General features: G+C 36.3%; 12 protein-coding genes. 2 read left to right on the top strand and 10 right to left on the bottom strand.

What is annotated here, in order from left to right:
- Positions 1–29 precede the first annotated feature (29 nt).
- Both C9E89_RS09395 and C9E89_RS09390 read right to left on the bottom strand, forming a co-directional pair.
- On the bottom strand, positions 30–338 hold the full coding sequence (locus tag C9E89_RS09395) for a hypothetical protein (protein ID WP_107007963.1): 309 nt from the start codon (positions 336–338) through the stop codon (positions 30–32).
- A gap of 55 nt (positions 339–393) precedes the next feature.
- A complete protein-coding gene (locus tag C9E89_RS09390; protein WP_107007964.1) occupies positions 394–1764 on the bottom strand; it encodes an aspartate aminotransferase family protein in 1371 nt (456 codons plus the stop codon).
- Positions 1765–1867: 103 nt separating this feature from the next.
- Here C9E89_RS09390 and C9E89_RS09385 point away from each other — a divergent pair, with 103 nt between their 5' ends.
- Positions 1868–2782, top strand: a complete 915-nt coding sequence (locus tag C9E89_RS09385; RefSeq protein WP_107007965.1) for a LysR family transcriptional regulator — start codon at positions 1868–1870, stop codon at positions 2780–2782.
- A 44-nt stretch (positions 2783–2826) separates the two neighbouring features.
- On the opposite strand, the gene C9E89_RS09380 is transcribed toward C9E89_RS09385, so the two are convergent.
- Positions 2827–3834, bottom strand: a complete 1008-nt coding sequence (locus tag C9E89_RS09380) for a sensor domain-containing diguanylate cyclase (protein WP_107007966.1) — start codon at positions 3832–3834, stop codon at positions 2827–2829.
- Between the two features lie 403 nt (positions 3835–4237).
- Between C9E89_RS09380 and C9E89_RS09375 the strand changes: the two genes are divergently transcribed.
- Positions 4238–4723 (top strand): Lrp/AsnC family transcriptional regulator, encoded by a 486-nt coding sequence (locus tag C9E89_RS09375; protein WP_107007967.1) that lies wholly within the window; start codon positions 4238–4240, stop codon positions 4721–4723.
- A gap of 111 nt (positions 4724–4834) precedes the next feature.
- On the opposite strand, the gene C9E89_RS09370 is transcribed toward C9E89_RS09375, so the two are convergent.
- The 7 genes from C9E89_RS09370 to C9E89_RS09340 all read right to left on the bottom strand — a co-directional run bounded on the left by C9E89_RS09370 (position 4835) and on the right by C9E89_RS09340 (position 15987).
- Entirely contained in the window at positions 4835–5050 is a 216-nt protein-coding gene (locus C9E89_RS09370; protein WP_107007968.1) for a hypothetical protein, read from the bottom strand.
- A gap of 66 nt (positions 5051–5116) precedes the next feature.
- Positions 5117–6160, bottom strand: a complete 1044-nt coding sequence (locus C9E89_RS09365; RefSeq protein ID WP_171405115.1) for a putative phage abortive infection protein — start codon at positions 6158–6160, stop codon at positions 5117–5119.
- Between the two features lie 210 nt (positions 6161–6370).
- Entirely contained in the window at positions 6371–9010 is a 2640-nt protein-coding gene (locus tag C9E89_RS09360) for a bifunctional aconitate hydratase 2/2-methylisocitrate dehydratase (protein ID WP_107007970.1), read from the bottom strand.
- A gap of 388 nt (positions 9011–9398) precedes the next feature.
- Positions 9399–9668, bottom strand: coding sequence for a hypothetical protein (locus tag C9E89_RS09355; protein WP_107007971.1), 270 nt, complete (start codon positions 9666–9668; stop codon positions 9399–9401).
- A 168-nt stretch (positions 9669–9836) separates the two neighbouring features.
- Complete coding sequence (locus C9E89_RS09350) at positions 9837–10676, bottom strand: tetratricopeptide repeat protein (protein WP_171405114.1); 840 nt, start codon at positions 10674–10676, stop codon at positions 9837–9839.
- A gap of 185 nt (positions 10677–10861) precedes the next feature.
- Positions 10862–11236: a hypothetical protein gene (locus tag C9E89_RS09345; protein ID WP_107007973.1), complete on the bottom strand. Its 375-nt coding sequence runs from the start codon at positions 11234–11236 to the stop codon at positions 10862–10864.
- Positions 11237–11448: 212 nt separating this feature from the next.
- Positions 11449–15987 (bottom strand): translocation/assembly module TamB domain-containing protein, encoded by a 4539-nt coding sequence (locus tag C9E89_RS09340; protein ID WP_107007974.1) that lies wholly within the window; start codon positions 15985–15987, stop codon positions 11449–11451.
- Positions 15988–15997: the final 10 nt, after the last annotated feature.

Raw genomic sequence — 15997 nt, 5'->3', positions numbered from 1 at the left:
GGAAAATATCATATTTTCCCTTTTTAGGCTCAACTCATCTTAGGCATTGCAAATTGAATCACTACATTTGTAATAAACCATTGCTGAATGACTATTTTATGACATGTGTTCGGCGTAATATCTTCTAAATCAGATACATCTAAACCACAAACATCTAAATCAAAAAATAATGAAAATTGTGTATCTGGCATAAACGGACTCACCCATATTTTTCCAGTTCTACTCAGCACCTGATCATCATTCAATGATTTGACTCGCTGCCATTTCACCAGAAACAAGCTCATTTGAGCACTGTCTTTATTGGGTTTAGCCAGATTAAAACCTGCAATACGCTTCATTATTTTTCCTATCCATTTCTTATTTTCTAAAAAATATTATTCACTCAGCATATGACTAACTCACTTGATATAACGCATCTCCCACAGCATTCATTAAACGTTGTAATTCAGTTTCAGTACTATTAAACATCGGTCCAAATTGGATCGTGTCACCGCCAAATCGAACATAAAAACCTGCTTTCCAAAGCTTCATGCCTATTTCAAAACTACGAATCGTTGCATCGCCATCACGTGGTGCTAATTGTAATGCGCCAATCAATGCACAATTTCGGATATCAACAAGGTGAGGTGCCCCTTTTAAATCATGTAATAAAGTTTCAAAAGTAGGCGCTAAAGCCTCTGATTGAGCTAACAATTGTTGATTTTCAAGAACATTAAGTGTCGCTAAAGCCGCTGCACACGCAACAGGATGAGCTGAATACGTATATCCATGTGTAAATTCAACAGCATGTTCAGGTAAATCTTGCTGCATAAAGGCTTGATAAATTTCACGACTCGCCACGACGCCACCTAATGGAATTGCGCCATTGGTGATTTGTTTAGCAAAATTTAAAATATCTGGACATACACCAAAATATTCTGCGGCTGTCCATGTTCCCATACGCCCAAAGCCTGTGATCACCTCATCAAAAATCAATAAAATCTCATGCTGATCACAAATTTCTCTTAGACGTTGTAAATAACCTGTTGGTGGAACAAGACAACCTGCTGAACCAGAAACAGGTTCAATAATCACTGCTGCGATATTAGATGCATCATGTAACTCAATCAGCTTCAGCATTTCATTTGCAAGCTCTACACCGCCTGTTTCAGCACAGCCTTTGGTAAAACTTAAATCTGGCTGTAAGGTATGTGGCAAATGGTCTACATCCATCAATTGCCCAAACATTTTACGGTTCCCACCAATACCGCCTAAACTTGTTCCAGCAACGTTGACACCATGATAACCACGTGCTCGTCCAATGAGTTTAGTTTTACTTGGTTTACCTTTAATACGCCAATAGGCACGTGCCATCTTCACTGCGGTATCGGCAGACTCAGAACCAGAATCAGTAAAAAACACATGCTGTAATTTTTCTGGCATATGTTGAACAATTTTTTCTGCAAGTTGAAATGCCAATGGATGCCCAAATTGAAATGCTGGCGAATAGTCCAATGTTCCTAATTGTTTACTCACAGCGTGTTGAATTTCAGGCAAAGTATGCCCTGCACCACACGTCCATAAACCTGATAATGAATCATAAACCTGACGTCCATTACTATCCGTCAAATAAGCACCTTTTGCTCCCACAATAATGCGTGGATCTTTATGAAAATTACGGTTTGCAGAAAACGGCATCCAATGCGCTTGATAATTTAATTTCATCGGCGTTGTGGTTTCATTTTTTTCTACTGCCACATCACCATTATCTATAAGATCAAACATTCTCACTCTCCTTGTTCTTAGGGTTATTATTTGAGTGTACATAGCGCTATAGTTTTGATAAATTCAAATTATCTTGAGTTTAGATATAAAAAAACCAAAGTAAATGAAACCGAAAAAATTAAATCAAGTGACTGATTTTGATCTAAAATTACTGAAAATATTTAAAACAGTATGCGATTGTCATAGCTTTACTTCTGCTGAAAGTATTTTAGGTATTAGTCGTTCAGCAATCAGCTTACATATGAGTGATTTAGAAAATCGCTTAGGTGTCCGTTTATGTCAACGTGGACGTGCAGGTTTTGCTTTAACAGACGAAGGACGAGAAATTTTAGAATATATTGAAGTGCTTACCGCTTCGATTGAAGACTTTCGTGCCAAAATCAACCAAATGCACCATACATTAAAAGGCGAATTTAATATTGGTCTAATTAATAACTTAGTGACGATGCAAAGCGAATATATTACCAACACTTTAGCGCAATTAGCTGAAGAAAATACTGAAGTCGTCATTAATATCAGTATGTGTACCCTCTCAGATATTGAATGCCGTGTCTTAGACAATCGGTTACATGCAGGTGCAATTCCATTGGTTACGCCTTTATCTAGCTTAGATTATTTTGAACTTTATAGTGAAAATTCATTTTTATATTGCGGCAAAAATCATCCACTGTTTAATCATTTACATGAAATTAATAGCAGTGACTTAAAAAATTGGAAAGCGGTTTTACCCAATTATGCCATCAGCCCTGAGGCTGCAAAATTACACCAACTTTTAGATTGTTCCGCGACAGCAAGTGATCGTGAAGGCATTGCCTTTTTGATTTTAACAGGAAAATTTTTAGGCTTTTTACCTGACCATTATGCAAAAAAATGGGTTGAAGACCGTGTCATGCAACCTATTTTACAAAATAAAATACATTACAGTACCCCAATTTGCCTGATTACACGTAAAGGAAAAAATCAAAATATGATCTTAAAAACCTTTATGGACATGCTCAAAAATAAAGTTGCTCATTAAACGCTTCATCAGTATCAAACAGATTTAGTTTTGTTGAATCTGTTTTATTGTTGAATCTGTTTTCTACTGCGTTTATCGTGATACATATTCAGATCAGCACATTCAATCAGTTGATCAATACCTTCAGCATCTTTAGGATAAATTGCCAAACCAAGGCTTGCACCAATTTTAAGATCAAGATTTTCAAATACAAAAGGTAAACCACACGTTTCAGAAATACGATTCATTGCTTGTCTTGCCAATTCCTGATTTTCAACAGAGGCTAAAATCACAGCAAACTCATCTCCACCTAAACGTGCCACTAAATCATCATGACGTAAAGACTGCTTAATACGTTGCGCAATTTCTTTTAAAGCAACATCTCCCAAACGATGTCCATGTAAGTCATTAATCCCCTTTAGACCATCCATATCAATCATTAAAATCCCTAATTTTTTATTATTTTGTTTGGCAGTGAGTAGCCCTTGACGTAAACAATCTAAAAATAAAGCTCGATTGGCAAGTCCAGTTAATTGATCTTGTGTTGCAAGTTTATACAATGCTTGTGCACCAAACTTAGTCGCGTGATACATTGCAGCAGCAATCAACTCAGACATTAAAGTTAATAATTGCAAATCGCCTTCTTTAAAGGCTGCTATTTTTTCCGAATAAATTTTTAAAACACCAATAGCATCACCACAATGAATCAAGGGTACAACTGCCATTGAACGTAGTCCAACTTTACGACATGCCATCTGATCAACACGTGCATCGACTTCACTGTCCTCACAATATAAAATTTTATTTTGCTCAACACATAAACCCGACAAACTGTTTTTTTGCCCCAAACGTAAGCCTAAAAGATGCGCTGCACCACCTGACACTGCACGATAAACCATCTCACCATCTTCAGCCAATTCAACAACTGCACCTTTCGCATGTGTAATTAACTGTGCTTGTTCAGCCACAAGTGTCATGACAGCATTAAGATCTAGTCCTAATTTTGCAATTGCTGTTTGAGTTTGAATGACAGCCAATAATTGTTTTTGTGTCGGTTGCTTAGGTTTTGACATAGTCTATAAATAAACATTTAGAGGTAATTTTATTCTAGGAATAAATTAATTTTTTGTATAGCTTGTTTCATAGCACTTCTTTGAATTGGTTCAAATTATTCAGATGTTTTTGTTCAATTTAACAACAAATACATTTGTTTTTAAACTTTTATATTCTGTCATTCTATGTTTTAATACACTTAGTTTGAGATGAGCCTCATACAGTATATAACTTAGATTTTATATACGACTAGCCCCTGAAAAATGGGGCTTTTTATTGTCTAAATCTTTTTATGATCATTAATTCAAGCCCAAATAAGACGTTTACTTTTATAGCAATTAAACGCTGAAATATCGTATTTTTCATTTTATTCTTCTAAAAATGCGATAAGCTTTTATTCACCCAATTTTCGCTAGGCTTACAATGACTGATACCCATTATCAACTTGACCGCATAGACAGAAAAATTTTAGCTGAACTCCGCAAAGATGGTCGTTTGAGTGTGACTGAGCTGGCTGAAAAGGTAAATCTTTCAACTTCTCCCTGCTGGACACGTTTAAAACGTTTAGAAAATGCCAATATTATTGATGGTTATACAGCAAATATTAACCCGAAAGCTTTGGGAATTAATGAATTATTCTTTATTGAAATCACGCTTGAACGGCATGATGATGAAATTTTAGATGAGTTTAGCCACACCCTTGCAAATATGCCTGAAGTTGTAGAAGCACATTTGGTCACAGGTGATTATGATTATTTGGTGAAAGTTGCTGTAAAAAATGCCGAACATTATGAACGTTTTTTACGGAAAAATTTATATTCGATGAAAGGGATTCGCCATACTCGTTCTATTTTTGCATTAAGACCTTTGAAACTCGCCAATAGTGCAGATTTGTTGATGATCGAATAATTTTTAATGCTTTTGTGAAAATATTCATATTTTTGTGTGATATATCTGAAGAAAAAGCCCCTAAAAAGTAAAAATGGGGCTTTGAAATATTTGTCTTTTTAAAAATAAGTTTCAGTCTATGTCATAGACCCAATTTCGTGCTTGTTGATCTGTCGTAGTTTCACAAACATAATAATCATGATCCCATGCGTCTTGGTTAAAGATTTCCTTTTTAAAGTACGTAACTTGTTTGCCATTTTCGACGCAAACGAAGTTGTCACCTTGGTCTTTAACTTGTATTCCGTTGAGGAAACCACCTATACAGAGAAATCGGGATTGTTTGGGCATTTTATGAACCAACTCATCTAAAATACGATTTAAAATTTATTACATCGATTTTCACTTAGCCTATTCCTACAAATCTTTAATATAAGTAGGGTTTGATGTATCCATTAATAAGTCACCTTCTCTCATATATATATTTAATTCTATTTGAGAATAATCACCCCCAATAGAAAGAAAATCTTTAGAATAAGTTATTCTCATATATAAATAATTTAATTTTTTATTACATTTCAGCTCAATAGAAGCACTAATATGATCATCAAATATCAATCTATTCATTGAATTTAACTGAGCTTGTATACAAAAACTTGCATAATCATCATAAATTTTTGAATAAAATTTAAACTCATAACAATTATTTTTTTCATCATATTCAACACAAAACTCACTCTTATCATCTCGGGAAAGAATTTTCTTACCAAGAAAAAAATTCAAATATGGTATACACTCATTTTTAGTATCTTTTTTATATATTTCTTTTATAATACTATTTGAACCCATCCAAATATTTTGAGAAAATGCATTTGAATCATAATAATGAAATACATATAAAATTGGTACTACAATCTCCCTTCTATTATTTACAATAGATATATGTTCTAAAAAACCAAATATCTCCAAATATTCTTTATATTTTTCATATTTTTGATTCTTTTCATCTTCTAAAATATAACAATGTATAGCCAAAATTTGAATCAATTCATTAGGTAAATAAGATCTCAGTAAATTTGTATAAAATTTTTTATCTAATAAGTCATCTGATTCATGATTACTAACAAATTTCAAAATCAAATACAAGTTTCTTAATAAATCACCATATACATAATTATAATTTCTAACTATCTTCTTTGCATTTTCTAAATCAGATGATCTAATTTCTTTAATAACCTCATCAACATCCTGCCTACTAATGCCAGACTTGATATTTAAAAAATTATTAACTAATGAAAAAAATTTTGTTTCAAAATTATCTTGGTATGATCTTTTCCTTTCAAAACTTAATGTTTTAGCCAAAAAAACTAATGATCCTGCCGTTAAAAATATACCCAATGTGCCACTTAAAAAACTACCTAAATATCCATAATTTACAATTATTTGATTTTCATCACTCATACCTATTGACGGAATTATTGAACTGAAATAGATAACTCCTATCAAAAAAACAACTAATATTATGGGAAGAATGTAAGCGTAAAAACTTATACTCAAGATAACTTTAATGTCATTAAAATTCATATTTAATAAAAATAATATATGGTCAAAAAATAAGGGCTGATTTCTCAGCCCTTATTTTTAACTCATTTAACTTTAATTTTCAACAAATTAAGATAATTGAGCAGCAGCAATTTTCTTCGTATCTACTTCTTTAGATGCATCTGTATAAGATTCCATCTTGTCGAAGCTTAAGTATTGATAGATGTCAGCAGACATGCTGTCAATTTGAGCTGCATATTGTTGGTATTCTTCTGGAGAAGGTAATTTACCTAATACAGCAGCAACAGAAGCAAGTTCAGCAGACGCTAAGTAAACGTTTGCACCTTGACCTAAACGGTTCGGGAAGTTACGAGTAGAAGTCGATACACAAGTTGTGTTCGGTGCTACACGTGCTTGGTTACCCATACACAATGAACAACCTGGCATTTCAGTACGCGCGCCAGCTTTACCATAAGTGTTATAGAAACCTTCTTCCATCAATTGGCGTTCGTCCATACGAGTTGGAGGAGCTAACCAAAGACGAGTAGATAAAGAACCACCAGGTACTTTCTCTAACAATTTACCAGCCGCACGGAAATGACCGATGTTTGTCATACAAGAACCAACGAATACTTCGTCAATTTTCACGCCTTGAACGTCAGATAACAATTTCGCATCATCTGGATCGTTTGGACAGCAAAGAACTGGTTCAGTGATAGTTGCAAGGTCGATTTCATATACTTTGGTATATTCAGCATCAGCATCAGCTTTAAGAAGTGATGGGTTAGCCAACCATTTTTCCATGTTTTCAACACGACGAGCCATAGTACGTGCATCGCCATAACCTTCAGAAATCATCCACTTAAGCATAGTGATGTTTGATTTCAGGTATTCAGCAACTTTCTCTTCAGAAAGCGTGATAGAACAACCCGCAGCAGAACGTTCAGCAGAAGCATCAGAAAGTTCGAATGCTTGCTCAACAGTCAGGTCAGTTTCCATTTCTGTTAAGTCGATCTCAAGGATACGACCAGAGAAGATGTTTTTCTTACCTTTCTTCTCTACAGTCAAGTCACCTTGCTGGATCGCAACGTAAGGAATTGCATGAACAAGGTCACGTAGAGTGATACCAGGTTGCATTTTACCTTTGAACTTAACAAGTACAGATTCAGGCATATCAAGCGGCATAACACCAGTCGCAGCAGCGAACGCTACAAGACCAGAACCTGCAGGGAATGAAATACCGATTGGGAAACGAGTATGTGAGTCACCACCAGTACCTACTGTATCTGGAAGAAGCATACGGTTTAACCAAGAGTGGATAATACCGTCACCTGGACGTAGTGATACACCACCACGGTTCATGATGAAATCAGGAAGCGAGTGTTGCATTTGAACGTCAACTGGTTTTGGATACGCAGCTGTGTGACAGAAAGATTGCATAACGAGGTCAGCAGAGAAACCTAAGCAAGCTAAGTCTTTCAATTCGTCACGAGTCATTGGACCAGTTGTATCTTGCGAACCAACAGTCGTCATCTTAGGTTCACAGTAAGTACCTGGAAGTACACCTTGACCTTCAGGAAGACCACAAGCGCGACCAACCATTTTTTGAGCTTGAGTGAAACCTTTACCTGTAGCAGCAGGTTGAACTGGTGCACGGAATAAAGTAGAAGCAGGAAGACCTAAAGCTTCACGCGCTTTAGTTGTCAAACCACGACCGACGATCAAGTTAATACGACCACCAGCACGAACTTCGTCTAGAAGCACTGGAGTTTTAAGTTCAGATTCAGCAATTTGCTCGCCGTCTTTGAACGCTGTTACTTTCGCAGCAGCATGGTCAATTTTAAGAACGATTTCGTCACCCATGTTCATGTTTTGAACATCGATTTCAACTGGAAGCGCACCAGCATCTTCCATTGTATTGAAGAAAATCGGAGCAATTTTAGAACCTAAGCAGTAACCACCGTCTTTTTTGTTCGGAATGTGAGCGATGTCGTCACCAAAGAACCAAAGAACAGAGTTAGTTGCAGATTTACGAGATGAACCAGTACCAACAACGTCACCCACGTAAGCAACTTGGTTGCCTTTCGCGATGAGGTCTTTGATTTGGTTTAATGGACCAACTTCACCAGGAACTTCTGGGTTGATGCCATCACGTACGTTTTTCAACATTGCATTTGCATGTAATGGAATATCTGGACGGCTCCAAGCGTCTTGTGCAGGTGACAAGTCGTCTGTATTTGTTTCGCCAGTTACTTTGAAAACTGTAAGTTTAATTTCTTCTGGAACATCTTTACGAGATGTGAACCATTCAGCATCAGCCCAAGACTGCATAACAGCTTGTGCATTTGCATTACCCGCTTTTGCTTTTTCTGCAACGTCATGGAAAGCATCAAATACAAGAAGCGTTTTCTTCAATGCATCAGCAGCTAGACCAGAAAGCGCAGCATCATCAAGTAATTCAACTAAAGGCGCAACGTTATAACCACCAAGCATAGTACCTAGTAAGTAAACCGCACGTTCTTTAGAAACTAATGGAGAAGTTGCTTCACCTTTAGCCACAGCCGTCAAAAATGCAGCTTTAACGTATGCAGCTTGGTCAACACCCGCTGGAACACGGTTTTCAAGCAAATCAACTAAGAATGCTTCTTCGCCAGCTGGTGGATTTTTTAATAATTCAACTAGTTCAGCAGTTTGAGCATCGTCAAGTGGCTTCGGTGGGACTCCGAGTGCGGCACGTTCTGCAACGTGTTGGCGGTAAGCTTCTAGCACGGTGTTATTCCTCTTTTTAAAAATTTACCTGTGAATTCCTGCTTATAAAAGCTACACAAGCAATATGGACTGTCAAATTTTACTAAAAATCGCGTTAAAAGTTAATGCAAAGATCGTGTTTATTCGTGATGACCATTATTTTGTAAATAAATACTCATCAACTTTGATCATTTAACAGCAACTTTTTAGCTAACGCTTTTCATTTTACGTCGTATAGCTTCGCTCACTATTCAACAAAAAAACTTAAATAGCAAAGAAATTCTCCTATTATGAGAATTAAATAAAGAAAAATATCAAGATATTATGTTCTATAAATTTCTCTTTGATTTTAACCATAAAAAAGGCAACAAATAAGTTGCCTGATTTTTTTATACAAAAATATTCAACCTTAGTGGACTGTTGTACGCTTTATATACTGCTGATAAGCATCATGACCACCTTCGAACTTTATTTGCACTTCATCTTCATGCAACATCACATGTTCAGTACAAGCAAATGAAATTTTAACTTGATAAATTTTAGCCTGTTCATCAATCATTTCATGAAAAAAAACTTGATCACCTAAACTCAGTACATAATGACTTCCACCAATCACAGCAACACCTTGTGCATCCTCTAAGAGCAAGTCTGCATTGTGTAGATACGCAATAACTTCCATTTTCTTACTCCTTGGCTATGGCTATTTTTAATTTTCTATTTCTATATTTTATATATGCTTTTCACTTTTTATGCTAATCATATTTTATAACAACTTATGACAAGCTCTGTTCACATTTGTAATATAAGCCAATTCAGTGATGATGCTGTGTGATCTTGAAATACTGATTTAGAATAGTGGACATTCAATCGCAGTATACACCTTGCCATCGACTCTACTTTTAACTTCACGACAACCTTTTGAATCTGTTTGTGCCTCTTGCAACATTGCAATGGCTTGCGGTACACCTGCTTCAGCAGCTTCTTGTATCAAACGATACGCTTTATCCTGATCTTTTTTCGTGCCGATACCGTTGTAATACGCCAAAGCCAAATTTACTTTTGCTGTTGCCTCGCCAAGTTCAGCCGCTTTTTCCAATAACTCGACTGCTTTTTTATCATTTTGTTTTACACCATCACCACGGCTATACAGCGTTGCCAAGTTAGCATAAGCCAAAGCATTATTTTGTTTTACGCCTTTTTCTAAGTATTCTACTGCTTTCTGATTGTCTTGCTGTACTCCTGTACCTTTGTAATACATCCAACCCAGATTATTTAGTGCAAGACCATGATTTTGTTTGGCAGCAGCCTCTGTCCACTTGATGCCCAGTTCAATATTTTTAGGTAAACGCTCCCCTGTTAAATAGTAACTTCCTAAGGTCGCTTGGGTCTGTACATGTCCTGATTCGGCAACTTCAGTTAAAAGTTTTGTTGCTTCTGCAATGTCTTGTTTCGAGACATCTGTACGATGTAATAAGATCATACCCGTCATATATTTTGACTGTGTATCACCTAAAACTGCCCCTTGTTTGGCATAGTACAGTGCTTTATTTTCATCTTTGGCAACTATTTCACCTTTGCCATAGATTGAGATCAGTTTATGAATCGCTGCAAGATCACCTTGATCCGCTTTCTTGATCAGTTGTTGCGTAGATTTTGAAACAGCTTTTGAATCTGCATAACTGGACACAGAAAATCCCAGTAATAATGAAAAACTGAGTACATGAAAACATTGCTTAATTTGAGTAAATTGCATCATTGCCTTAATTTTCTAAATTTTTAAAAATTTATGTTAAATAATATAAAGATAGTTAGAATATTATTAAAAATAGTAGCGATCAGTTCAAGTTTTGGCTACATAAAAAAACCGTTCTTTTAGAACGGTTTATAATCAGGCATTTTTTTCGGGTCATGCGGTGTTTTTAAACATTGTTCATACGCTTGTTCTTTAAACTTTGTTTGTATTGCATCTTTATCTGCTTTTAATTCAGCATCAGGCACAGCATAAATTTTTTCCAAATACTCAAGTACAAAACCTTTAGTTGTTGGATCTGTAACTTTATTTGCATACTCAACTGCTTCTTTCTTCGTAATCCCATTTTGACGATCTAATGTAATCGAACGGGCAGCATTACCAATACTTGTGCAATAGCCTTGCCAAATTTCTTCTGGAGTTGCAGGTTTCTTTTCTGCACAACCTGATAAGACCAATACTGTACCGAGTACAGCAAAGATAACTGACTTTTTCATAAATATCTCCTATCGCGCCTTATCATACTGAAATTCACTTCAATTTGGAGTTTTTCTTGTTATTTTCATTGCATTGAGTCAATATTTTTTTAAATTCGCCTGTTTTTAGCAAAGTAAAATCTAGGTATGCTTCACCTCGTATAACAATATTTTTCTAAAAAAAAGGCTTTATAACGCGCTGTATAAAGCCTTTTTTACCCACATATTATTTTTTAGAAACGCCAATGATAGAACAAATCGATTGCTTTTTCTAAAGATTGACTTGCTTCTAAATACAAACGTTTATTCATTTGATAACGTAATGTCAGTTTATTGACAGGTGTAAATACCCCGACACCATAACGAATATATAAGTCTGGCGTAATATAACCCGTTAAACTCACTTGTGTATCATCACCTGTGCCTTGAGCATCTAAAGCTAAACCACTTAAACCAAAAGTTTGACCAATTTGATTGGTAAATGCGCGAGTACCGCCTAAGCCTAAACTAATACCTGCTGCTGCAATGGTATTGTTGATATCAGACTTAAAGCCCGCCTCATTACTCAAACTACTATTTCCTTCATTAATACGTCCTGTAATTAGAGCATTCATTGCCTCTTGTTCAGACAATCCTGCATCATTATAAACTTGGATATTTGGGCTGCTTGCCGTGCCTGTAACACGTAAACCCACTGTACTTCCTGAGATGATCTTATTGGTATCTACGTCTAATGTTGGGTTTGCCAAAGCACCATTAAAACGTGCAATCGCTCGATTTAAATCCAGTCTTTGCCCATAAGCTTCTATCGTTACTTTTTGACTCACACCAATCGCACCATTAGCACGCATTGCTGTTTCTAGACCACGTTGTGATAAATACACTCGCCCAACCAATGGAATACGACTATTAAAGCCTTGGAAAATCACTTTATTACCCAAACTTACATCAATATCGGCACGAATATCCCAAGGTTTTGCAGCCTTCAAAATTGCCAGTTGGTTATCGCCTTCATGTACGATACGTACATCAGAAGAAACGTTGACAACTGTGGCACTTGACTCTGGCATTGAAATTAAAGCATTTGGAACATCAACTTTACCTTTGACCGTCACACGTTTACTTAATGGCAAAGCATCTAAGCTAATATCAGTATCCACTACAGCAGTAATTAATGGCGCTTGACGTACTAATAATTTGTCACCTTTAAGCACCAACTGAATACGTGGTTCATTTTTCCAATCAATATTTCCTGTTAGTTTCCCTACACCACGACCACTATTAAAGGCGCCATCAATACTGGCTTGGTTTTGTTGAATATTTGAATAAAGCTGTATGTTTTTAAGGTTAATTGGTAGTGAAATCATGCTGAGCTCACCATTGACTACACGTAATGCACCATCAAAAGTAGGTTGTGATAATGTACCGCCAATATTTCCAGCCAAAGACAAAGTACCATCAATTTTGCGTACATCTGCAATAAATGGTTTAAGAATTTTTAGCTGCACTTTATTAAACGCAACCTCACCTTTCATTGCCTTCGCTTCTGAATATGGGTCAATCACTACACTTGCATAACCCGTACCGACATTAGGCGCTTTTAAATCTACTCGTGCTAATACACCTTGAGCAACACTTTTTACAATGACACTTGCTTCATCATAGTTCATGGATGTTGCAGGATCATCTGGGTTTTCTGCTGAAATTCCAATATTACCTTTGCGTGTAATTAATTTAGCATCAATTTTTGGTCGTGCTCCTTGTGCCCAAGCCGCTTTAGCATAACCATTTAATTCACCTGTTAATGCTAAACCTTCTGGCATAAAAGCAGCAAAATCAGTTAAATTTAAATTTTGTGTAAGAAATGACACATTACCTTTTGTTGGGCTTACACGTACAGGCTGATCAAAACATAGTTTGCTTTGCTTACTTGACCAACAATGCTGTCCAACATAGACCTCAGACTTTGCAGCAGTAAAAATAACAGGTGCAGCTTGATCTTGTAAAAGATGTGCGCGCACAGAGTCAAATTCACCTTTTTGAATTTGTCCTAACCAATCATTTTGTGCATTAAAGCCACCTGCTAACTGCACATAAAATTTTGAATAATAGTTCCAGCCTTGTAACTGCAATAAATGTGCTTTGCGTGTACCTGTTAAGGTGACTCCTGCATATTGAATTTGACGGTTACCACTACGTAAATTGTCCATACGTGCCACCATTTTAGATGGTGTACTTTCAGATGTTGGCAATTCACCAATTAAACTAATTTTTTCAACACTTAGGCTATTATTAAAACCAAAATTATCAATTTTTAAGTTTGCTGTTGCACTTAAACGTGGTTGCGCTTGTAAGTTTAAATAGCCATAAGCTGTACCTCGTAACCCAGGATACAGCTCATAAAGTGCAGGAGCATTCACTTTTAAACGTAAATTTTGTGCATTTCCTGTCGCTTGAACTTGGTTCTGTGCATAAGATAAAAATAGGTTATTTGCTTCAAACTGTTGTGGCATAAAGCCTTTTTCATTTGAATTTAAGACTACAGCTAAGTTTCCTTTGCCGCGTAAAGGTTTATTATTAATAATACCTGCCAAATTCAAATTTTGAATATTAATGCGTTTCAAACGATCAGACCAAGTGCCTTGTGTCTTCACATTACCTGAAACTTCACCACGTACAGCAGAAACAAAATATTGTGGTTTAAAGCGCACTAAAGAAGCGTTTACATCCCAACCGATACCGTTACTGATATGAAGCAAACCATTTGCAGAAATTTTTCCAGCAATACCATCATGTTGTAAGTCAGCAATTTTGATCAGTTCAGGTGTGCCTGAAACACGAACTTTGAGTAAACCACTGCCTTGTTTAAATTGTGAAGCATTCAAAGTTCCATCGTAATTGACTGCAAAACCTTTAAAGCCACCACCTGCTTTTTCATCCTTTAAAATGATCGCAGCGGTACTTGTCCCTTTGAGTTGAATCGTTTCGGCTTTGGCTTGACCTGCCATTCTGCCTGTCAAATCAATCCCTGTTAAATGAATAATCTGTTGATTTGGTTTTGCATAACCATTGGCTTTAATTTGACCATTCAACAAGTTTACAGGTGCAGTCGCAAGCACAGCTTGTGGATTAAAATCTGTCGCATTTAAAGAAGCATTCCATTTTAACTGGCGCTTTTCACTTGGTAACTCTACAATGGCTTGTCCTGTTAAACGACCTTTAGCAGCAATATAGCTAAATGTAGGCACATGTAAATTATGACCTTTTAAATCTAATTGTGCATTATATTGACCCGCAGGGAGCGATCCTTTTTCATGTTGGCGTACTACAGTTGCCACATGAACGTTTTGTTGCCCTTCAACCAGTGCCAGTTTAACTTGCCCACTTTCACTGCTCAGCCAACCAATATAAGGCACTGCACGATCAATATTTTTCCACTGCACGTCCATCAGCATTGGTTCAGGTGTTTTCTTTTTCTGCTCAGCTTGATCAAGCTTCAGATTCCATGCTTCATATTTATCAAAATCTACATTTGCAGTTAAATGCATTCCTTTTTGTAATGCGCCTTTAGAAGCAATATTGGCATCTAAACTTGGAGGTAAAAAGTCTTGAATCGCTTGTGGTATCAACTTATCTTTAGGATTAATACGATCTAAACGTCCTTTAACATCCCATTGAACATGGTCTTTCCAACTCACTAAACCTGCGACATTTACTGCACCACCCATCACCTGACCATTAAAGTTTTGAATATTTAATTGCGTCATTAAATCAGTATGTGCCAAAGCACTATATTGACCTTGTGGAATATTTGCACCGCTTAGATTTGTATCTAACTCTAAATCTAAACCTTGAATATCACCTTTAAATTTTGCAATGCCCTGTTTAGCTAAAAGTTTTTGTTCAGGTAAAATAGGCAAATGGTAATTTTTTAAATTTAATGCACCTTGCATAGGTACATGTGGGCGCATAGGGTGTAATACCGCCCAACCTGTCAACAAGTCTGGTGTATGGGTAGCAACCCCTGCTTGAATGGTATCTAAACTGCCTCTAGCATGAATATAAACATCTTGCACATTTAAGCTTTTTAAGGCTGGTAAACTTACCACTGCTTTGGCTTTTAATGGATATTTCCCTTGAAAATCCATCGCACCTTCTGCATTTTTTACCAGCAAATATCCCATATCAACACGGGAATTTTTAAACTTAAGCGCAGTACCAGACCACAAAGCTTCTTCTAAATGAACATCATTAAAATCAATTTTGCTCGTTGCAGTCTGTATTTGTAAATGGTCTACATCTGCTTTGTCTAAACGTAATACAAAAGGCAGTTTTATTTCATTAAACTTAAAAGGTTCATCACTTGGCGGAGATTTACTAATGACTCTAAGATTACGAACATCTGCATGCCCCAGATGAATTTCTTTATCTAAAATTGCACGCCAGCCTAAAGAGATATCAGCACGATCAATTTTTACATCAACTGCTGCGAGTGTCACAAGAATATTTTTTAAAATAATGCCTTGTAATAAATTTCCACCTTCATAATCATAATGGATAATTTTTTGACTTGCTGCGACACGATCTAATAAAAACTTACTGCCTTTATCTGTCGAAAACATCACCACTAAAGCAGCTATCAGTAAAACAATGACCAAACCGATAGACAGCAGAATATTACGTAATATATGCCGCTTTGGAGGTTCATGCCCAGTTTTTTGCTGAGGCTGTTGATCATTATTTTGAATATCTTGCTGCTTATCTTCAGCCATAACCATCCCA

The sequence above is a fragment of the Acinetobacter sichuanensis genome, from assembly GCF_003024515.2.
GTDB lineage: Bacteria > Pseudomonadota > Gammaproteobacteria > Pseudomonadales > Moraxellaceae > Acinetobacter > Acinetobacter sichuanensis.
This window is presented reverse-complemented; position numbering and strand designations above follow the sequence as displayed.